This is a genomic window from Flavobacterium sp. LM5 (assembly GCF_002017945.1).
GTDB lineage: Bacteria > Bacteroidota > Bacteroidia > Flavobacteriales > Flavobacteriaceae > Flavobacterium > Flavobacterium succinicans.
This window is the reverse complement of sequence record NZ_MUFX01000002.1, coordinates 90,343-111,602: the sequence shown is the minus strand read 5'-3', so window position 1 is coordinate 111,602 and position 21,260 is coordinate 90,343. Positions and strand designations below refer to the sequence as shown.

16 protein-coding genes and 1 tRNA gene are annotated in these 21,260 nt (G+C 36.5%); all 17 read right to left on the bottom strand.

Translation table 11 applies throughout. From position 1 onward, the window contains the following. Positions 1-10 precede the first annotated feature (10 nt). The 17 genes from BXU11_RS08885 to BXU11_RS08805 all read right to left on the bottom strand — a co-directional run bounded on the left by BXU11_RS08885 (position 11) and on the right by BXU11_RS08805 (position 21,050). Entirely contained in the window at positions 11-2,890 is a 2,880-nt protein-coding gene (locus tag BXU11_RS08885; RefSeq protein WP_078212281.1) for a type I restriction endonuclease subunit R, read from the bottom strand. Between the two features lie 3 nt (positions 2,891-2,893). Further along, complete coding sequence (locus tag BXU11_RS08880; protein ID WP_078212280.1) at positions 2,894-3,460, bottom strand: transposase; 567 nt, start codon at positions 3,458-3,460, stop codon at positions 2,894-2,896. A gap of 158 nt (positions 3,461-3,618) precedes the next feature. Then, a complete protein-coding gene (locus BXU11_RS08875) occupies positions 3,619-4,713 on the bottom strand; it encodes a restriction endonuclease subunit S (RefSeq protein ID WP_078212278.1) in 1,095 nt (364 codons plus the stop codon). Positions 4,714-4,860: 147 nt separating this feature from the next. Further along, entirely contained in the window at positions 4,861-6,477 is a 1,617-nt protein-coding gene (locus BXU11_RS08870; protein ID WP_078212276.1) for a type I restriction-modification system subunit M, read from the bottom strand. 516 nt (positions 6,478-6,993) lie between these two features. Further along, the gene (locus BXU11_RS08865; RefSeq protein ID WP_074917582.1) at positions 6,994-7,197 is read right to left on the bottom strand and encodes a hypothetical protein; all 204 of its coding nucleotides are present in this window, start codon (positions 7,195-7,197) and stop codon (positions 6,994-6,996) included. Between the two features lie 92 nt (positions 7,198-7,289). After that, positions 7,290-8,246, bottom strand: coding sequence for a HipA domain-containing protein (locus BXU11_RS08860; protein ID WP_024980139.1), 957 nt, complete (start codon positions 8,244-8,246; stop codon positions 7,290-7,292). Beyond that, a complete protein-coding gene (locus BXU11_RS08855) occupies positions 8,239-8,571 on the bottom strand; it encodes a HipA N-terminal domain-containing protein (RefSeq protein ID WP_078212274.1) in 333 nt (110 codons plus the stop codon). The genes BXU11_RS08860 and BXU11_RS08855 overlap by 8 nt, the downstream gene beginning before the upstream one ends. Then, on the bottom strand, positions 8,568-8,795 hold the full coding sequence (locus BXU11_RS08850) for a type II toxin-antitoxin system Y4mF family antitoxin (protein WP_024980137.1): 228 nt from the start codon (positions 8,793-8,795) through the stop codon (positions 8,568-8,570). The genes BXU11_RS08855 and BXU11_RS08850 overlap by 4 nt, the downstream gene beginning before the upstream one ends. Positions 8,796-9,069: 274 nt before the next feature. Next, positions 9,070-9,157 (bottom strand) — tRNA-Ser (locus BXU11_RS08845). Positions 9,158-9,323: 166 nt separating this feature from the next. Then, positions 9,324-10,457 carry a 3,4-dihydroxy-2-butanone-4-phosphate synthase gene (gene ribB, locus BXU11_RS08840; protein ID WP_024980106.1) on the bottom strand — a complete coding sequence of 378 codons (1,134 nt, stop codon included), beginning with the start codon at positions 10,455-10,457 and terminating at the stop codon, positions 9,324-9,326. Positions 10,458-10,465: 8 nt separating this feature from the next. Next, positions 10,466-11,914 (bottom strand): LptF/LptG family permease, encoded by a 1,449-nt coding sequence (locus BXU11_RS08835; RefSeq protein WP_078212272.1) that lies wholly within the window; start codon positions 11,912-11,914, stop codon positions 10,466-10,468. 6 nt (positions 11,915-11,920) lie between these two features. Then, positions 11,921-12,622, bottom strand: coding sequence for an outer membrane lipoprotein carrier protein LolA (locus BXU11_RS08830; RefSeq protein ID WP_024980104.1), 702 nt, complete (start codon positions 12,620-12,622; stop codon positions 11,921-11,923). A 4-nt stretch (positions 12,623-12,626) separates the two neighbouring features. Next, positions 12,627-15,077 (bottom strand): DNA translocase FtsK, encoded by a 2,451-nt coding sequence (locus BXU11_RS08825; protein ID WP_078212269.1) that lies wholly within the window; start codon positions 15,075-15,077, stop codon positions 12,627-12,629. Between the two features lie 18 nt (positions 15,078-15,095). Then, complete coding sequence (locus BXU11_RS08820; protein ID WP_024980102.1) at positions 15,096-15,470, bottom strand: diacylglycerol kinase family protein; 375 nt, start codon at positions 15,468-15,470, stop codon at positions 15,096-15,098. Between the two features lie 7 nt (positions 15,471-15,477). Next, positions 15,478-15,975: a thiol peroxidase gene (tpx, locus tag BXU11_RS08815; protein ID WP_024980101.1), complete on the bottom strand. Its 498-nt coding sequence runs from the start codon at positions 15,973-15,975 to the stop codon at positions 15,478-15,480. A gap of 595 nt (positions 15,976-16,570) precedes the next feature. Continuing rightward, positions 16,571-19,843 (bottom strand): T9SS type B sorting domain-containing protein, encoded by a 3,273-nt coding sequence (locus BXU11_RS08810; RefSeq protein WP_139363480.1) that lies wholly within the window; start codon positions 19,841-19,843, stop codon positions 16,571-16,573. Positions 19,844-20,036: 193 nt separating this feature from the next. Beyond that, the gene (locus BXU11_RS08805; RefSeq protein WP_139363479.1) at positions 20,037-21,050 is read right to left on the bottom strand and encodes a M28 family metallopeptidase; all 1,014 of its coding nucleotides are present in this window, start codon (positions 21,048-21,050) and stop codon (positions 20,037-20,039) included. Positions 21,051-21,260: the final 210 nt, after the last annotated feature.

Below are 21,260 nucleotides of genomic sequence, written 5' to 3'. Positions count from 1 at the left end.
TAATTTTTTTCTAAGCCATCATTCCCTTCACAAAGATCTCTACAAATTCCTTCATTTTGGCAATGATGCGGTCGCCGATAGTTCTGGCTTGTAGGATGCTGGGTCGGTTGTCAAGGCATTGGAATACTTCATCTTTTATGGGTTCTCTACCGCTGTAGATGTAGGCATCTATTAGGGCTTTGAATTGGGCTTTGTCCAGGTGTTCTTCTTCGCACAATTTGCCTAACGCCAAAACTTTTTGGTCTAGCCAGTATTTTTCAAATTCGTCTTCGATGTTGTCGCCGTCTTTGATGTTGGGGAGGTTTTCGTCAATGAATTTCTGAATCAACTCGCGTTTGCTTCGCAACTGAATATCGCCTCCCAATAAATCAATGATAGCTTTCTTTTGTGCAGCTGCTGCCGATGGTGTTTTTTCTCCTTTCAATTGCGCTAACAATTTCAGGATATAGGCCACATTAATTTGATCACGATGAATTAATTCCAATTCAAAATCAATATCATCCAAAATAGATGTTTTTTGCTTTTGCGTATCTTGTTTTACTTTTTCGTAAATGTCTAGGTATTTGCTTTTGTAATCTTCAAATTCTTGTTCCTCAATTGGTAAATCTTCCCAATCAAAATCTGCGTAGGATTGCAAGACATTCATGGCACGCATTAACTTTCTGAAGGCTTGTACAAACTTTGCTTCGTCTTCTTCGCTCTTCAAGTCATTTACGCTTTGGTGCGTTGGGGTGATTTCTCGCAACAACTTTAGGGCTTCGTCAAATTTCTCGGCTATTTTTTCATAGTCTGGCATAGTGACTACTTCGATGGCCTCTTTATTCGAAAACAACGTAATGGCATCGTCGGTGGCTTTTTTGAGGTTCCTAAAGGCTAGAATGTTTCCTTGTGATTTCTGTTCCCCAAGGATTCGATTGGTTCTAGAATAGGCTTGTATTAAACCGTGTTGTTTCAGGTTTTTATCAACGTAAAGGGTGTTTACTTTTTTGGCATCAAAACCCGTAAGCATCATATTTACGACTATGACAATATCCAATCTATCTTTCTCGTGATTGAAGTTTTCTTTTTCACGGTCTTTTAAGCGTTGGCTGATGTTTTTGAAATAATTTTCAAACTGTTGGCTGTCTTTGGTGGAAAAACTGGTGCCATACATTTTGTTGTAATCTCCAATGTAAGTTTCCAATTTGTCTCTGGTACGCTTGGATTCATAAGGAGTTGGCGCTTCTGCTAATACATCAAAATCGACTTCATCACTGGGTAGATAATCCTTTGCTTCTTCTGAATCTTCATTGGTGCCGTAGGTATAAATAGTTGCTATTCGCAAATCGTGTGCTCCAGCTTCTTTCTTTTGTTGGAATAAATCGTAATACTTGATTAGATTGTCAATACTACTTACTGCCAATAATGCAGAATAGTCTCTATTGAAGGTCTTTTGATTGTGATAGGCGATAATATAATCGACTATTTTGTTGATTCGTTTTTCGGAATCCAATACTTCTTGTTTGTCAATATCTTCGACTTCGATGTCGATAAACGTATTGCTTTTGTTTTTGTATTTACCAATGTACTCAATCCCAAAACGCAGTACATTTTGGTCTTTTATAGCATCGGTAATTACGTATTTGTGCAAGCAATTGCCAAAAAGGTCTTTGGTAGTTCGTTTTCCATATTCATTCTTGGAGGCATTTTCGGCAAAAATGGGTGTTCCTGTAAAGCCTATCAATTGGCTTTTTTCAAAGAACTTGGTAATGCGGTCGTGCGTATCTCCGAATTGCGAACGATGACACTCATCAAATATAAATACGATTTTCTGATGGCGTAAGGCTTCTATTTTGCCTGAAAAACGTTCTGAAATGGCATTGTTTAGTTTTTGAATCGTGGTTAAAACCAGTTTTGTGTTATCTGTTAATTGTCTGACTAACGATTGGGTGTTGTTGGTCACATCTACGCTGTCTTTTTTGAACGCGTTGAACTCATTCATCGTTTGGTAATCCAAATCTTTTCTGTCGACCACAAAAACCACTTTGTAGACTTCGGGTAAATCCATTAAAATTTGGCTCGCTTTGAATGATGTCAGGGTTTTTCCTGAACCTGTAGTGTGCCAAATATAAGCGTTGTCATTGGAGTTTTTAACTTGATGGATAATGGCTTCCGTGGCGAAATATTGGTACGGACGCAGCACCATCATTACTTTGTGGGTTTCGTTGATTACGATATAATGCGCAATCATTTTACCCAAGTGGTCTGGGGTTAAGAAGGCAGAGGTAAACTCGGGTAACTCCGTAATATTTTTATTGTTGGCATCCGCCCAAAAGAAGGTTTGTTTTACAGATTGCAGTTTGTTGTTGGCTAGGTATTTAGTATTGACCCCATTGCTGATGACAAACAATTGCACGTATTGAAACAAACCGTGGTTGCTCCAAAAGGAATGCATTTGGTAGCGATTGATTTGGTTGAATGCTTCTTTGATTTCGATACCAGAACGTTTCAATTCTATTTGGACCAATGGCAAACCATTAACCAAAAGCGTAACATCATAGCGATTGAGATAGCTTCCTTCTAACGATATTTGATTGCTAACCTGATATAAATTTTGGCTTGTATCTTCGGTATTGAAAAAGCGTACATAAAACGAAGTCCCATCTTCTTTAGTCAATTGATAACGGTCCCGAAGCGTTTTGGCTTTTTCGAACACATTGCCTTTGGCCAAATGATTCAAAATGGCATCAAACTCTTTAACTGTAAAGGTGGTTTCGTTAAAAAGTTCTAATTGGCTTTTAAGATTGGCAACCAAAGCTGCACCATCCTGAATTGGAGTAGACGCATAGCCTAAACTAAGCAATTGCTTAATTAGGTTGTTTTCTAGTAGGGCTTCGGATTGATGGCTCATTTTTTAAATGTAAAATTTATCTTTGTTCCAGTTTTCAATATTGTTTGCAATATAATTTTGTATTCGTTCAAATTCAATTGAATTCCGAATAATATGATCGTGATAACGAGGTTGCCAACCAAAATCCAAATAACCATTTTTTTTTGCAAAAATGGTTACCGCCGATTTGAATCCGCGAATAATGGATGCCAAATTTTTGGATTGTGGTCCAAATTTGTTTGCGGTATTGGTAATCGAATTGTGGTTATTGGTGTCGGTTTTTGAACCCGAATTAAATTCGTTTTGCCCAATGATTAATATGGCGTGAAAATGATTGGGCATTACCACAAAATTGCCCAATTCTAAATTCATATCGGGGCGCAATGTAATTGTTTTTAACCATTCCTGTTCCACCGTTTTTCCTAGATCGGTTAATATCATTTCATTTTGTGAAAACGTATTTACAATATTGCCAAAAAAATGTATTCGGTTTTGGGTACATATCGTGATAAAATAGGCACCATTGGCGCCATAATCCCAATTTTGCAATCGGGCAGATGGAATGCGATATTTATTTTGAAATTTTTTCATATTTCATTATTTTTTTAATACGCGATAAATCATTCATCCTGAATTGCATTGCATTGCATTGTACAGACGCGATGCATCGCGTCTCTACGGTTATGCGACGCATCGCATCTACAACGCATATTCACCAACGTACCGTACAGACGCGATGCATCGCGTCTCTACACGAACATTTTTTGCAACAATCCTTTTTTAAATCCTTGTGTTTTTTCTAATTCGCTATGCGTGTTTTCTATTTTGGCATCGATGCTGGATAAAAAATTGGCGATTTTTTGTTGTTCTGGAATGCAAGGAAAATCAAATCTCAATTTTTCAATTGTTGATTTTGATAAACTTGGTACACCTGATGCTTCATTATGTAATTTCCAATTAATCTGTTGGAATACACAATAGATAAATTTTGGAATAGTATTTTTAAACGAATGTGTATAAAATAAAGTGTCTACTGTCCAGAAATCACCTTTGAAATAAAAAGGTTTATCAATTGTTCCTTTTCTGCCAATAAATACGGTTTCACCACTATGAAGAAATTTATTTACTGATAGCATATAACCACCTGTTCCGAAGACAGGAATATTACCCTCGTCTAAATGTTTATAATCTTTACCGCTTCCGATTTTAAGAACCTCCCCCAACTTTTTCTCCTCCCAATCCGGATAGTCCTTTCCATTCTCGTCTTTGAAGCGCAATTTGCCTGAGAACAATTGTTGCATGGCGCCTTTTTTGTATTGTTCTAATAATTCTTTTTTGCGGGACAATTGCTGTATTTTTTCATCGACCGCACTTAAAAAGGATGCTATTTTTTGTTGCTCGGGGAGGGTTGGGAATGAAATTTCCATTTCAGTAATCATACTCATACGAACAGAGTCGACCGAGTTTTTTGCACTTAATTTAATTACCCTTTTATAAAACTGTTCCTTAAATACTTGATATATAAACTTTCCACTGTAGTCTTTTTTAAATTCTCTTAGAGCATAAACCCTTTGATGATAATCAAATTTCCCATTTATGTAATGAAAGTTTTTTCCAACTCCAACACCATCACCTGAAGTTAAAATTGCTTCACCATCATATGAAAAAGTATTAATTCTTTCAACAGTATTTGATCTTACATAAAATGGATAGAGACCATCTTCAGTTCTATCTTGCGTATCACTGCCTCCGGTTTTAACTATACACGTATTTCCTAGTAAATTCAATTCCCATTCCCCATCAAACCCAGGAAATCGCAATTGTGGTACCTTTAGCTTATTCATGGCAGGTATTTTTTTGCGTTAGGGATAGAAGTGAAAATCCTTTTTTGCCTTTTTTCGGGCAAAAAAGATTGTAACGGATAGCCCGACCCGCCTTTTTCTGGCGGGGAACGCCCCAATACTCTTGTGTGTACAAATTGGTATTCATGATTAAAATGGGGTTTCGATTCCTAATTCGGTACAAAAATCGGCAATGGTAGCATCGGTTGTTTTGCTTTGGGTGGCTAAGGTGCGCAATTCCTCTGTTATGGCTTGTAGGTCTATGGCGTCTTCTTCCTCGAAGGTGTCTACATAGCGAGGGATATTTAAATTATAATCATTTTCGGCGATGCTTGAAGAGACGCCATGCATGGCGTCTGTACGATTCATGGCGTCTGTACGATTGCCGGAAATGGCGGCGATATGCGAATATTTCTTTTCCTCGGTGCGGTTTTTATAGGTTTCGATTATTTTGTCAATATCTTCTTTGCGCAATACGTTTTGGGTTTTTACCTTTTCGTAATGTTGGCTGGCGTCTATAAACAAAATGTTTTCGGGATCGGTTCGTTTTTTCTTCAATACCAAAATACAAGTCGGGATGCTGGTACCATAAAAAATATTGGCGGGTAGCCCAATTACGGCATCGAGGTAATTTTTCTCTTTGATCAAATATTCGCGTATGTGTCCTTCGGCACCGCCACGAAACAGCACGCCGTGTGGGAGCACTATGGCCATGGTCCCGTTTTCGTCTAGTTGGTGTACCATGTGTTGCACAAAGGCAAAATCGGCTTTGGAATTTGGCGCTAGTTTTCCGTAGGCGGAGAAACGGTCGTCGTTCATGAACAAAGGACTCGCAGACCAATTGGCCGAGAACGGCGGATTGGCTACAATGGCTTCAAAACGCAAATCGTAATGTTGTGGGCGTTCTAAGGTATCTTCGTTTTTGATGTCAAAGCGTTTGTAATGCACATCGTGCATAATCATGTTCATACGACAGAGGTTGTAGGTCGTAGGATTCATTTCTTGTCCGTAAAAAGCGCTGACGTCTTTTACTTCTTTGGCTACACGCAACAATAAGGAACCCGAACCACAAGTAGGGTCGTAAACGCTTTTGAGTTGGTCTTTGCCAACGGTCACAAGCTGAGCCAAAATGCTACTTACTTGTTGGGGCGTGTAGAATTCGCCAGCTTTTTTTCCAGCGCCACTAGCAAATTGCCCAATCAAATATTCGTAGGCATCGCCCAGCACATCGCTATCGGTATTTTCTAAATCAAAGTCGATTTCGTCGAGATGCACGAGGACTTTTACAATGAGCTCGTTTTTGTCGGCTTCGGATTTTCCAAGTTTGTGCGAAGTCAAATCGAGGTCAGAAAAGAGGTTTCCAAAATCTTCTTCACTTTCGGAACCCATAGTACTTTGCTCAATATGTGTCAATACTTTGGACAAATCGCCCAAGATAAAATTGTTTTTACCGCCTGCGTTGCCTCTGCGTGCCAATTCTGAAAACAATTCCGATGGCAATAAAAAGTAACCTAATTTGTCTAAAGCTAATTGTTTGATTTCTTCTAAAATTGCGGCTTCTTCTGCATGTCCTTCAATGTCCTGAAAGGTTAATCCATCGGGTTGCAGAATGGTGTTGGCATACAAGTCCATCTTTGTACTTAAGTACTTGTAAAAAATAAACCCTAATATGTAATCTCTGAAATCATCGGCATCCATTTTCCCGCGAAGGGTGTTGGCAATATTCCATAGTTGTTGTTCTAACTTTTGTTTTTGTTCGGCTGCCATGAAGCAAGTACTGTTTTGTATTAAAATGAATATAAAATAGCGCTAAAAGTACCGAAATTTTATGGAAGAGAAAGGCGGGAAACCTTAAAATATATGAAAAGAGCGTAGCAATTGATAAGAGATTAGAATTAACTCAGGGTTGTATCTTTTGTCTTTTACTCTTTTGAATGAGATAGTAGTGTAGTTTTTATTCTTGGGTTAACTAGATATTGGGACTCCAAGTTTCTGGTGTTGATCCTATACAATAGCGCGAAAGTATTAAAATGAAAAAAGCACCTCGTTGAGGTGCTTTTCGCGGAGGAAGAGGGATTTGTTTAAAAACCCTAAACCGCATATATACTACGATTTGTGCTAACTGATTTACTCAACTACCCCGAATTGTACCCCTTTAAATTTAGTGGCATTTACTTCTTGTTGATAAAACAATTTCACGAACAATTAATCAAATTTTATTTGAATAATGTCATAAAACTATAGGGCATAGTTAACTATTTAATGAACAAGTTACTCTTGTCTTTACCCTAAAATTAAAGGTTGAACCTGTTCAACTTTTAGGCAGGTGTATTGGCAAAACTCTTCGATGGAGAAGAACTCATTTTCTTGCTTGTTAAGCTTCGTTCTGATTTTTTGTAATAAACGAATGCTTTGACGATAACTTTTGCCGGTGATACGTTTTATGTCTTTTGGGTAGATACACAGCCTCTTGTTTTCTGTTTTCATACTCTATCTATAGCTTTGATCGGGCTTTTACTTACTTATAACTGCTCTTAACTTTTTATCAAGAAGTATAAAATTATAAAAAAAGCATTTGGTTATTCCTCATGAAACAAGATGCGATACCTTTCCTCTAACACTGTTTTGTATTTTTCTTTGTACTCTTGAGACAGAAAGGAATGATCAATCCATCTGATGGCTATGGGTTTGTTTTTTTGGAAGCGTTTGGCTATGCCTTTCAATTGCTTTTGGTTTAGTCCTAGGCCAATTCCTAATCTTTCGAAATGTTCCCATTTGAGTTTTTTCTTTTTTCCTTCTAATGTTAGGGCTAACTCTTCGGTGTCGTCTGGGTTGACAATGGCTACATTTAATAAATCGTAGGCAGGAGATAGTGTCCAGGTATCGTTGGAATAGATCATGGAAAAGTTCTTCAAATGCATGTCGTTGTTTCCGGTCAGGAAACTAAAAATACCCAATTCTAGAAAGTACAATTTGTCGAGCAGGGTGTTATCGGAATACTCGTGCAATGCTTTACCAATTTTTTCCATCGAGCTTTTGTATTTATCGAATGCTTCGGTGATTTGGAACATATCGAGCATGTGGATCTTCTCTCCTGTATCCGTTCTGTCGATACGTTTAGTGATATAGGAGAGTTCGCCTGATTGCAATCGGATCAAGCTTGATTTTACCGTGTTGATGCCAAAAGCTTCGGCGATGCGCATGGTAACATGTTCGTTTTCGGGCATTTCGGAAAAGTGGTCTGAGGGCGGTTTAAAAATGTAATTTCCTCCCAAAGCACCTACTACGGTTAGTCGGCCTTTATTGCCATCATTTATGGTGTCGCTTACAATGGATAAGGATAATTTGGGTTGCACTCCCGGAACGGCCACGCTCCTCTCCACCACATTTTTGGCCAGCTCCGCCATTTGTTTTAGCGAGTGTTCAAAGATCGGTTGTTGCTCGGTACCAAAAAAAACGACACTGCACTGCTCGTGAAAATCGCCAACGTTAGTATCGTTCAATGACTGATAACAATGTAAACATTTCTTACTCATTATCGTTTGGTATTGGTTGTACACTGACCGCTCCGATACAATTTTGGCAACAAGCCAGCAGTAGTCCCATGCGGTCGTTTGGATTGATTTTCCAGCTTTTGGAAGCAATGTCCAATAGCCAGCCTTCGGGAATTAGTCCTTCAAAAAATGGGAATAATCGTTTTTCAGTATACATTTTGACGCTGACAGGCATCGTTAGCGAGAGGCATTCTTTTGGATGATCTTGTACGTACGTTTCCTCATATTGAAAAGTGTATTCCCCTTCATTGGTTTCAGTGAGTATTCCAGCTAGGTATTCTTTGTAATATATGGCCGCTTTTCTCATGCTCCTTGTGCTTCATTTTTTGATAATTCTCTTGCGTTAACTGGTGCTAAGGTATGTCCAAACATTTTGAGTACTTGATTCACTTTTTCCAAATTCAGGTTCTCTTTACCCTGTTCTATTTTTCGAATCACGGTCAGTGCCACTCCAGCGCGCTCTGCAAAGGCTTCCTGCGTTAGTTTTACCTCGTTTCTTTTCTCTTTTACAAAATTAGCCAGTGTGTTCATGATTATATGCTTTTGCATTGATTATAAACAAATATACTAAATTATATGTTAAAGCATATAGTTTGTGTAAATATTATTTTTTTATATGTAAAAGCATATAGTTTGTGAATGTACAAAGATATTGATAGATGCTATTTATGTCCAGGCATTTTGAATTTATAAAATGAAGTACTCCTTTAAAATGTGAAATTTTGAATGATTAGTAAAGGGTACTAATTAAAAAACCCTTTAAATCATAGGATTTAAAGGGTTTTAATTCAATTTGCTTTTCAGCTGGCGGAGGAAGAGGGATTCGAACCCCCGGACCTGTTACAGTCAACAGTTTTCAAGACTGCCGCATTCGACCGCTCTGCCATTCCTCCAATATGTTGCTATCAGTTCGTGATTGCGAGTGCAAATATAAGACTCTTTTTTGGTTGTGCAAGCGTATTTTTAAAAAAATTACGGTTGCTTTTTGAAGTTTTTTTTAAGTGTTTCATACTGTTTGATTTACAAGTGTGAAAAAAATAAAAAAAAAGAGTCCTTAGTTTAATAACTTACATATTCGGTAATTTCAAGACCGTAACCAATCATTCCTACACGCTTTCCTTGGGCGGTATTGGTTACCAAACGAATTTTTGAAATGTCTAAGTCGTGAAGAATTTGTGCGCCAATACCAAAATCTTTACTGTCAATTTTAATTTTTGGTGCTTTTAGCTCTCCGCTGGCTTGTAGTTCTTTTAGTTCGGCAATTCGGCTTAAAAGGTTGATAGCTTGCATGTCTTGATTGACAAAAATCACTGCGCCTTTGCCTTCTTTATTGATGATGGTAAACATGTCGTCTAACTGTTTATCGGCATTATTGGTCAAGGTGCCTAATAAATCGTTATTAACTTGTGAAGAATTGATTCTAGTCAAAATAGATTCGCCTGTATTCCAAGTGCCTTTGGTTAAGGCAATATGAACTTGTTTATTGGTGGTTTGTTGGTAGGCACGTAATCTAAAAGTACCGAAACGAGTCTGAATGTCAAAATCCTCTTTTTTGACAATCAAACTATCGTGTTGCATTCTGTAAGCGACCAAAGCTTCGATAGAAACTAATTTTAAGTCAAACTTTTTGGCGACTTTGACTAATTGTGGTAAACGTGCCATGCTGCCGTCTTCGTTCATGATTTCGACAATGACTCCAGCAGATTTAAAGCCTGCTAAACGGGCAAAATCAATAGCAGCTTCCGTGTGTCCAGTTCTTCTCAAAACACCGCCTTGTTTGGCGATAAGCGGGAAAATGTGTCCCGGTCTGGCTAGGTCGTGTGGTTTGGTGTTTGAATCTACGAACGAAAGGATTGTTTTGGCTCTGTCTGATGCCGAAATTCCAGTGGTTACGCCATTACCTCTCAAATCTACCGAAACAGTAAATGCGGTTTCCATTGGGTCGGTGTTGTTGCTCACCATAACATGAAGGCCTAATTCTTTACAACGACTTTCTGTTAAGGGCGCGCAAATCAATCCACGACCGTGAGTGGCCATAAAATTGATCATTTCAGGAGTTACTTTTTCGGCGGCGGCCAAAAAATCGCCTTCATTTTCACGATCTTCATCATCTACTACGATGATCACTTTGCCTTGACGAATGTCTTCGATGGCTTCTTCAATTGTATTGAGTTGTATTTTGTCTGCTACCATGTGTAGTGTTAGTTTTTAGAGGGAAATATTTTTTTGACCAATTTTTGAAAAGGTTCTGTTATACGATCCAAATTGATGATTCCGATATCGTTTATAGCTCTGTAGGTTAGTAAAATGGCTAGGGGAGTTAATATAAACGAGGACATCCAAGCGCCAACAAAAGGTGTGAGTCCATCTTCTTGTGAGACTCTTTTGCCAAAAGTGTTGATGAAGTGAAAGGTTATAAAAATTAATACTGCAAAAACTATCGGAAGTCCAATGCCTCCTTTGCGAATAATGGCTCCTAAGGGTGCTCCGATGAAAAACATTAAAAAGCAAGCAAAGGCGATTACGAACTTTTCATAAATGACAAATTCATGTGCATTGATGTTTTTTTGCTTCATTTTTAGATCCGAAAGGGTTCCATCTATCGAAAATACAGTACTTTGAGTATTGGCTAATGCATTTTTAAAGATAGAAGCTTTTTCGTCGATTGTAAACATAGCTAAAGGATCCTTACTGTTGATGATTTTTCTTTTTTCTAAAGTATCATTTGCAGTAATTGGAGTTGATATCAGTGATGTTGCTGTTTTTTGACTGATGTTTTCAGTGAACGATTTTAGCTCTGTCGCCTTGTTTTTGGTTAAGGAATCAATAGTATATCTCAACTCGGCCACATCAAGCATTCCTTTTGTATTGGTTTCTTTGGTTTCCTCTACTGTAGGTGTGTTCAATTTTGACAAGTCGATATTGATAATGTCTTTTTTGAAGGCGCTTTTTACAAAAGGCATTTTGTCTCGGTCTTCGTATTTTTTAGGGATAACATCTTCGTAGTAATAACCGTCTTTCAAAACTAATTGAAGTAGGTTAGAGGCTTCGTTGCTAATTAATTCACCTGTTTTGGCTTTGATAACTGTTTTGTTACCATCGCCCATAATCGATTTTTTGTGAATAGTGACATCAGAGAGTAGGTTGCCTTTTTCACCTGATTTTTTGTTCACTTTTATGTTGTAAATGCCTACGGTGTTAAATTGTCCTTCGGCAATGGCTAACGCAGGTTTTACTTGAGCAATATTTCTTCTGAAGCTTATGAATTTGTATTCAGCATAAGGAATGACACTGTTGGCAAACATGAAAGCCACGATACTTAACAGTGTTATAAAAACAATTAGGGTTCTAAAGCATCGTTGTAGTGAAATTCCTGAGGACTTGATGGCGGCCAATTCATAATTTTCTGAAAAACTACCAAAAGTCATAATGGAAGCCAATAATACGGATAAAGGCAAAACTAAAGGAATGATTCTTGGCATTGAAAAAAGTAAGAATTTAACAACCATGATTAAATCCAAGTCTTTTCCTGCTAATTCAGTAATGAATAGCCAAACGGTTTGAAGAATAAAAATAAAAAAAAGGATAACAAAAACCGTTGTAAATGTAACCAAAAATGATTTTAATAAATATTTGTCAAGTATCTTCACCTAAGTTTAATCTAATTTGTTAATGTAGTAATTGGGGTATTTACTCGGAACAAAGGTAAATTGATTTTTTGATAATGGTTGATTTGTTTTGAAAGAATTCACCGTTAAGGTGGTTTTGGTGCCTTTTTTGCCAATTTCAATCAAATTGTAAATGTGTTTGGTTTGAATGTCAATTCCTAATAATATTTCTTTACGTTGGTCTTTGGTATTGTTCGGGATTAATTTGATGTACTGAATTTTACGGCCTCTTACATTTTGAACAATATCCATAGAGTACTTGTAACCTGAATTGAAAAAAGTCAACATTTTTGAAGGCGTAATCGCGTTATCGTCATTTTCATTCAGTTTTGAAACGGTAATTTCTTCATCTTCAGGAACGATGGTGTATGTTTTTTTACCATCGAACAATTTGGTTACACCCATGAAATTCAACACATACATGTTGCCATTTAGGGTAACATTTCCTTTACTGTCTTGATTGATGTTTTCTTTTGCGTTTTGTAAACTGTATTTGAAATCAATAGTAATGTTTTTGTAGCTTTTGACTTTGGCAGTAACCTGATCTAGTAAATCTTTGGCTTTTTTATCTTGCGCTTGAAATGTAAACGAATTAAAAAGCAAGAAGCAGGCTAACGTACTGTAGTTTAAAAGGGTTTTAAAATTGGATTTCAGTGTGTTGTGTGTGTTTTTTTTAAGACTAAGTAACATTGTTTTAATTGTTTAGTTCGTTGTTGAAAAAATGATCAAGAGAACTCATATCCGATATATTTACATTTCGTGCTTTGCTGCCTTCAAATGAGCCCACAATTCCTGCGGCTTCTAATTGGTCTATTAATCTTCCTGCTCTATTGTAGCCAAGTTTGAGTTTGCGTTGTAATAAAGAAGCAGAACCTTGTTGGGCATTTACAATGATTTCTGCGGCTTCTCTAAATAAGGGATCTCTTTCGGAAACATCTACATCAAGATTAATGCCACTTTCTTCTCCTACGAACTCAGGTAGTAAATAAGCAGTAGCATACGCCTTCTGTGATCCGATAAATTCGGTTATTTTTTCTACTTCCGGAGTGTCAATAAAGGCACATTGTACACGTACCACATCATTTCCGTTAGTGTATAATAAATCGCCTCGACCTATTAATTGATCGGCGCCTTGGGTGTCTAAAATGGTTCTAGAGTCGATTTTTGAAGTCACTCGAAACGCAATACGAGCGGGAAAATTCGCTTTAATTAAACCTGTAATTACGTTTACCGATGGTCTTTGGGTGGCAATGATCAAATGGATTCCGATGGCACGTGCCAATTGAGCCAAACGAGCAATAGGTACTTCTACTTCCTTGCCAGCGGTCATAATCAAATCGGCAAACTCGTCGACCACCAATACGATATAAGGCAGAAAGCGGTGACCTAATTCGGGATTTAATTTTCTAGATTTGAATTTTTCGTTATATTCTTTAATGTTACGCACCATGGCATCTTTCAACAACGAATAACGATTGTCCATCTCTACGCAAAGCGAATTTAAAGTCGCAACAACTTTAGCATTATCGGTAATAATGGCGTCTTCGGTATCGGGTAATTTGGCTAAATAATGTCTTTCTATTTTATTAAAAAGGGTTAGCTCTACTTTTTTAGGATCGACCAATACAAACTTCACTTCTGCCGGATGTTTCTTGTATAAAAGCGAAGTTAAAACCGCATTTAACCCTACAGATTTTCCTTGTCCAGTCGCACCAGCCATTAGTAAGTGAGGCATTTTGGCCAAATCAACTACGAAGGTTTCGTTTGAAATGGTTTTTCCTAAAGCGATCGGCAACTCCATTTCAGCTTCTTGAAATTTAGCAGCACCAATCACACTTTTCATCGAAACCATGGTCGGATTCTTATTCGGAACTTCAATTCCAATGGTTCCTTTTCCTGGAATTGGGGCAATGATACGAATGCCTAAAGCCGAAAGTGATAAGGCAATGTCATCTTCTAAGCTTTTAATTTTCGAAATTCTAATACCGGCTTCGGGTACAATTTCGTACAAGGTAACCGATGGGCCAACGGTAGCTTTAATTTGTGCAATTTCAATTTTGTAATTGCGTAAAGTTTCGACAATCTTGTTTTTGTTTTCTTCTAATTCTTCTTGGTTGATGGTAATGCCTCCCGTAGAATATTCTTTTAATAAATCTAGTGTAGGGTATTTGTAGTGCGACAAATCCAAAGTTGGGTCGAACAAGCCAAAATCTGAAACTAGGCGAGAGGCTAAGTTTTCTTCGATAATGGTTTCCTCTGCCGCTTTTTCAATTACAAAGGCATTATCATTCGTTGCAATTACTTCTGGCGATACCGAGAGAGGCTCTGGTTTAGGTTTAACTTGCAGATCCAAATTAATTTCAGACGAATTGCTAATGGTTGGTTTTAGTGCTTCTTTATTGATTTCAAATTGTGACCCAGTTGTTTTTAAATGAAGAGTGTCATCGGTCATAACCTCTTCTTCGAGAGCAAATTCTTCTAAATTGTAGGCGCTTCCGCTATCTTGAGCATAAGCACTACTGGCTATTTCTTGTTTGATTTCTTCTTTGGTTGATAGAAAGATATTTTGAATTTTCTCGGGAGAAATTTTCAATTTAAAAATCAAGTAAATCAATACGCCAAATAATAGCAGCAACAAAGTACCTGTTTTCCCTAAATAATCTTGTAGTAAAAGATTGACTTCGTAGCCTACAGTTCCTCCTAATTCGGGTATCGAATCAAAGAAAAAACCGAGTAGTACAGCTAAAATAACTATTAGAAATAAATCCCAAAACCAAATGGATTTGAGCTTGTTTAGTTTAAGGTTTAAAAATAAAAATAATCCAGTCAAAAAAAGTAAACGCACATAGAGAAAAGAGGCAATGCCAAACCCTTTGTAAATGAGAGCATCTGCTAAAAAAGCACCAATTTTTCCTAGCCAATTTTGTACCACTTCTGATCGATCCGTCATGGTATTGATGGCACTTTGATCTTCGTGTCCGTGAAGAAAAAAGGAAACAAAGGAAACTAAAAGACCTATTGAAAATAAAATCAATATACTGCCTATTATTAGTTTTCTTTGCTTGGATAATTCCCAAAAAGGGACATTTGGAGTTGTAGTATCAGCCGCGGATGCTGCGGTGTTTTTTTTGTTTGATTTTGCCATTCTTATTTTAAAGTATGCCTAAATGAATTTTGGGATGTAAATGATTAAACCTATAATGATAGCAGTAATTGCTGCAAAGAAAACAGATCCTGCAGCAATATCTTTTATAAAACCAATTCTCTTACTGTAGCTTGGATGAATAAAATCGGCTATTTTTTCAACAGCGGTGTTTAAACCCTCAATACTCATTACTAGACCAATAGCAAAGGTTTGAAACAACCACTCCGTAGCCGAAATTTTCATTATAGCACCTAAAATACTAATGAGTATTCCAATTGAAAATTGAACCATAATACTATGCTCTGTACTAATCAATTTTAGGGCGCCTTTGAAGGCATAGGTAACACTTTTTAATCTTCCGGTTACAAAAGAATTGTCTTTTTGAAATTCCATATAGTATTTATAGTACAGCTAATGCCGCTTCGTAATTGGGTTCGTTAGCAATTTCTGAAACTTGTTCTGTGTGCGTAATAATTCCATTTTCATTAACAACGATGATTGCTCTTGAGTGTAAACCAGTCAACGGGCCATCCGTAATTTCTAAACCATTTGCTTTACCAAAACTACCCACTTGGAAATCAGATAAATTGATTACGTTTTCTAATCCTTCAGCACCACAAAAACGTTTTTGAGCAAAAGGTAAATCTCTAGAAATACACAAAACAACGGTGTTGTCTAGGGTACTTGCGCTTTCGTTGAATTTTCTAACTGAGGTAGCACAAGTTCCGGTGTCGATACTTGGGAAGATGTTTAAAACTAATTTTTTACCAGCAAAATTAGCTAGTGAAGCTACTGATAAGTCATTTTGAATCAGTTTAAAATCTACTAATTTGCTTCCTACTTTTGGAAGCTCTCCTGAAGTGTGAATTGGATTTCCACCTAATGTTACTGTTGCCATATGGTTGTTTTTTTTGAGTTTCAAAAGTATGAATTTTTTTTAAGATTAGGGTTTCCTTTAAGGTAAGAATTTAGGTGATAGGAGTAATTGTTGTGCTTGTATTTTGTAGTATTGTTAGGAATTATTCGTTTGGTTTTATTCTTTTTTGAAGATGAAAAGTTTTTAGATGGATTATTTTAATTGAAAATATTCAATAACTTTTTTGTGATTTTTATCTAGGAGGCAGAACCCAAACAGCAGTGATTTTTTACAACACCTTATTTTTAATTAATTACGAATTTTAAATTTGCTCGGAAAGGAAATGTTTGCAGATTGAAGGATGAATTCATCGGTCTTTGTGGAGAGAGTATTATATTGAATTGCATTTTGCTTTAGTGAGATGATATAGATTTTGGCTAAAGCCCAACACAAAACTTATTTTAAAGAATGGGCTAAAGCCCATTCCTATTCAAACTTTGCAAATCAATTTTAGGGAGATTTTTGACGTTACAAGGAGTACAACACAAAACCATAATGTTGCGAAGTTGGAGATATTTTTACAGCTAGAGCGACAAATTAGTTGGCTATTGTGGAGCGGGTGTAAGTACAATTTGAATTACCGCTTAAGTGAAAAATGGCCTTTAAAATTTCTTCCATTACCTAGTTCGACAGTAAACCAATAATCTGTAGCAAATAATTTTTCCCCATTTAAAGTTCCGTCCCAACCTGAATCTTTAAATGTTAATTTTTTTAGAAGTTTTCCATAGCGATCATAGATGCTTGTAATTGATTCAGGAAATTTTTCTATGCCTAAGATTTGCCAATAATCATTATATCCATCATTATTAGGAGTGAAAAATTTAGGATAATCTACCAGGACAATTTCTCTTTTATCAAAACCACAACCTTTTTTATCTCTAACTTGAACCTCATAGACTCCTCCAGAAATGTTATTAAAAGTGTTGTTGTTTTGGAAATTAATTCCATCAATAGAATATTCAAACTCACCATCACCAGAGGTTTTAATTTCAATATAATTGTTTTGTGACATATCTTGAATTTTTACCTCGACAATTTTAGGCAAAGTTGAGCGAATTAGAGTGAATGAAAATGAATTTTCACAATTTATTCCATTATTTATTTTAGAAACTTTAAGTATGTATTGTCCGGCAGCTACTAAATTTGCTTGAAAAGAATTTGAAATAATTGAATTATCCTCATTTGTCCATTCCCAAGTATCTAAATCAGAATCAGTTGTGATTTTTAAAGAAGGTTCTAAATCACATAAAAAGTATTCTTTTTCTAAATCAATTTTTGGCAACTCATTTACAACTAGTTTACAACTAGTTTCAGAAAAACATAGTGGATTAGATTCATTCTCAACTCGTACAGTAATAGTTTGAGACCACGCAACCGTATTTTGGTATTTTATTGGTAAAGGACTTGGCAATTTATTTCCATTGTCGTCTCTATATAATATACGGTATCCCGTTTTGTTTGCTATCAATTGACTTTCAATAGCTGCTGTGTCAAAATAAGAAAACCCGTTCCCTTCATCGCAAGCGTATAATGTTTTTGGTTGATTAATTAGTGGTTTAGTTGATGTTATTAAGTTTAAAAATGTTTCGGTATAACATTTTGTTTGTGGATTTGTAACCCTTACTGTAATAATCTCCTTGTTTACTATAGTGTTAGTAAATGGATTGGGTAAAGGACTTGGAAGTTGATTTCCATAAATGTCGTAGTAACTCACCTCCATTCCTGTTTGATTTCCTAAAACGTTGGACGCTATATTTGAAGTGTCAAAATATTCCGAAATACCATCATTATTATCATCACAACCAATAATTTCTTGTAATGAATTTGCTTTTGGTAAAACACTTACTATTAATTTAAAACTTGATTCATTATAACAATTTGTATTTGTATTTATGGCCTTTACTTTTATTTTTTCTTCATTGATTATTAAATTTGGAATTGCAGTTAATGGAGCTACAATTTTTTGTCCGTTTTCATGATAAAATTCTACTTTTATATCTGTAGCACTTCCAATAATTAAATTTTCTATAGGCTTTAAATTAAATTGTCCAATACCATCGGTATCGTTGTCACATATAATGAGATCAGAAACAGTAAGTAGTTTTGGTAACGGTTTTACAATTAAATCAAAAGTAGTTTCAGAGTAACAGCATAGATTATCCTTATGACTTACTCTAACTGTTATTGTCTCTTTATCTTTTATGCTATTAGTAAAAGGATTTGGTAATGATGTATACTTATTTCCTTTTCCATCTATGAATGTAACGACTTTATCCGTTTGCCCACTTAAAACTTGTTGTGTGATCATAGAAACATCAAAAGATTTTGAAATGCCCGTAGCGGCTTCATTTTCACATGCATAAATATTGTTGATTCCATATGCTTTTGGTGGTTCTTTTATATCAATTATTTCGGTTAAAATTTCTACTGTACCATCTTTTCCAATAATGGTGGCAGTAACTGTATATTTTCCATCTATTGAAAAATCGTGAAAAGGAGATAAATCTGTGGAATTATTTTGTATTCCTGAAGCTGGATCTCCAAAATTCCAGACAATTGAAGCTATTTTTGACTCATCATCAATGCTAAACTCTTTTAGAAATTCAGAGCAGATATTGGTGAAATTCATTTCGAAATGATTTGAAATGTTTTTTACATTTCCAGTTACATTGATGTAGAAATTGGCATTTGTAATTCCATCATCGGCTGTAGAGAAATATTGATTGTATCCAATATTAGGTGAGCGATTACAACCTTTAAACCATGAAGTGCCATTGTCTTGTGTAGATCCAGCTATGAAAACACCTAATGATCCACCTCCAACTTCTACTTCAACTAATATTTTTTCAATACCTGCAGGTATCTTTACAGGTGTAGTAAAGTCCATTTGCATTATCTGAGATTCCCTGCCGATAACTCGAGGAAGGTCAGCAATTTGACTACTTCCAATTAGATTAGTTTCAGAAAAAGATGTTGGAAAATTAGCGTCGATTTTGTAAATATTAAATTTGGCATTAGCTCCCCATGCAGTTCCATTTACGGCAACCTGCCCAGAAGTAATTGTGAATTCTTCTTTGGGTGATATGCCAAAATCTTTTAAGTCAAAATCTCTAGCCCAATAAAAATTTTGCTGAGAACAAGCATACATATCTGTTTTTACCAAATCGTCGCATACATTGTGTGATAATCGGGTAACAGATCCCTGACTTTTTGAATTAAAAACATCGCCTTTTACAGTTATATAAAAATTCGCATTGGGTACAGGGATATTTAAATCCGTCGTTGGCACTAAACGTTGGTTATCATTACAACCTTTATACCATGACACTCCTTTGTCCTCTGTTGTGCCAGCTACAAAAACTTTAGCAATTGTATTATTGGTATAATCTCTTGTTTTATCGACTACTACCAAAATTTTTTGAATACCAGCAGGCACAATGATTGGTTGCTCAAAATCGAAATGCATTATTTCTGGATTTCCATTTATGGCTTTGGTAGCTTTACCGCCCGTTGACCCTAATATAGGCTTATCCCAGTTGGAATTATATATGGCAGGAAATCTTTCATCAACAATGTATACTGAAAAATATAATTGTGAACCAATATCTGATTGAGCAATTCCTATCTGGCCTGACTTGATAACAAATTGTTCATTGGGAGCAATGCCAAAATCAGATAACTTAAATACTTTACCCCAAGTTTCTTCTTCAGGACAAGAATACATATCCGTCCTAATTAGTGTTGTCCCAACATTATTGCTAAGGGTTATTTGGGCTTTTGAAAATTGAAAAGTAAAGGCCAGCAATAGGAGCGCTATGATTTTAAATGTTTTTTTTTGAGTAATTGTCATTCTCGCTGATGTTGTTATACAAGTGATTATCAATTTTAGTCTATTCACACCGAACGTAGTAGACTTGCTTTATGATTGTTCAAAAATATAATTTTTTCTTACAAATCATCAAAAATGTTTCCTTTTAGCCCCGACAGCAGCGGCATCCTTTGCTGGCCAAAAAAGCCTGTATTTCCTGCTCCTTAGAATAAAACTATTGTAGAGGTTTGTCTACCACGATGCGTTCGGGTCTGTTGGCCAATTCCCAAGCCATAGCAAAGGCCAATTGGGTTCTTTTGGCTAGGGCATCAAACTCGATTTTGCTGACTTCATCGGTTTTTTTATGGTAGTCTTCGTGTACGCCATTGAACAAAAATACTGACGGGATGCCATTTTTAGCGAAGTTGTAATGGTCGGAACGCTCATAAAAATGATTGGGGTCCTTCTTGTCGTTGTATTTGAAATCCAAATCCAATTGGGTGTATTTTTCGTTGGCGGCCACGGTGATGTCGTGTAGCTGACTCGACAATCTATCGGCACCGATAACGTACACATAATTGTTGGTTTTGGGATGGTCAAAATCGCGTCGCCCAATCATGTCAATGTTGATGTCGGCAATGGTATTTTTTAAAGGAAATAATGGGTTTTTGGCATAATAACGAGAGCCGTGCAAGCCGTGTTCTTCGCCTGTAACATGCAAAATTAAGATGGAACGTTTTGGACCGTGACCTTGTTTTTTTGCCAGTTGAAAGGCTTGCGCGATTTCTAAAAGTGCCACGGTTCCTGAGCCATCGTCGTCGGCACCGTTGTAAACGTCACCATTTTTAACGCCAACATGGTCGTAATGGGCAGAAATGACCAAGATTTCGTCTGGTTTTTCAGTTCCTTTGATGAAGGCCCAAATGTTTTCGGAATCGTTGAGTTTTGGGCCATAATTGGATTTCATGAACTCGGCGGGTACTTTTTGGTAATAGTCGGTGGCACCATCGGGAAACGAAATACCATTTTTCTTGTATTGTTCGATGAGATAGCGACCGGCTTTTTTTTGGCCTTCGGTTCCTGTGTCGCGTCCTTCCATTTCATCGGAGGCAACGATAGTGAGGTGTTTTTTCAGGTCGGTTTGGGTAATGGTGGCAAGGTATTTTTGTATAGGCGCTGCTTTGGTTTTGTTTTGCGCTGTACAGGAAAGGCTAACAAGTACAGCACATACTAGTGCTTTTTGGATCATTTTTAAGGATTTTATTTAACGCAGATTCAAATTATTTTAGATGATGTAGTGGGTTAGTATGGCCACGAATACACTAAATTATTTTTGTTAATCGTTGCGGTTATTTTTTTTAAGTGTGTTGTTTGATTACCGCAAATTCGCAAATAATTTTAGAGAAAGCTGTGGTTTGTATGGCCACGAATGCACTAATTTTATTTACCGCAAATTCGC

Bases quoted from the DNA above. Each gene is read 5' to 3' on its own strand.
- BXU11_RS08885 (WP_078212281.1), bottom strand. From the start codon at position 2,890: ATGAGCCATCAATCCGAAGCCCTACTAGAAAACAACCTAATTAAGCAA.
- BXU11_RS08880 (WP_078212280.1), bottom strand. From the start codon at position 3,460: ATGAAAAAATTTCAAAATAAATATCGCATTCCATCTGCCCGATTGCAA.
- BXU11_RS08875 (WP_078212278.1), bottom strand. From the start codon at position 4,713: ATGAATAAGCTAAAGGTACCACAATTGCGATTTCCTGGGTTTGATGGG.
- BXU11_RS08870 (WP_078212276.1), bottom strand. From the start codon at position 6,477: ATGGCAGCCGAACAAAAACAAAAGTTAGAACAACAACTATGGAATATT.
- BXU11_RS08865 (WP_074917582.1), bottom strand. From the start codon at position 7,197: ATGAAAACAGAAAACAAGAGGCTGTGTATCTACCCAAAAGACATAAAA.
- BXU11_RS08860 (WP_024980139.1), bottom strand. From the start codon at position 8,246: ATGAGTAAGAAATGTTTACATTGTTATCAGTCATTGAACGATACTAAC.
- BXU11_RS08855 (WP_078212274.1), bottom strand. From the start codon at position 8,571: ATGAGAAAAGCGGCCATATATTACAAAGAATACCTAGCTGGAATACTC.
- BXU11_RS08850 (WP_024980137.1), bottom strand. From the start codon at position 8,795: ATGAACACACTGGCTAATTTTGTAAAAGAGAAAAGAAACGAGGTAAAA.
- ribB (WP_024980106.1), bottom strand. From the start codon at position 10,457: ATGGTAGCAGACAAAATACAACTCAATACAATTGAAGAAGCCATCGAA.
- BXU11_RS08830 (WP_024980104.1), bottom strand. From the start codon at position 12,622: ATGTTACTTAGTCTTAAAAAAAACACACACAACACACTGAAATCCAAT.
- BXU11_RS08825 (WP_078212269.1), bottom strand. From the start codon at position 15,077: ATGGCAAAATCAAACAAAAAAAACACCGCAGCATCCGCGGCTGATACT.
- BXU11_RS08820 (WP_024980102.1), bottom strand. From the start codon at position 15,470: ATGGAATTTCAAAAAGACAATTCTTTTGTAACCGGAAGATTAAAAAGT.
- tpx (WP_024980101.1), bottom strand. From the start codon at position 15,975: ATGGCAACAGTAACATTAGGTGGAAATCCAATTCACACTTCAGGAGAG.
- BXU11_RS08810 (WP_139363480.1), bottom strand. From the start codon at position 19,843: ATGACAATTACTCAAAAAAAAACATTTAAAATCATAGCGCTCCTATTG.
- BXU11_RS08805 (WP_139363479.1), bottom strand. From the start codon at position 21,050: ATGATCCAAAAAGCACTAGTATGTGCTGTACTTGTTAGCCTTTCCTGT.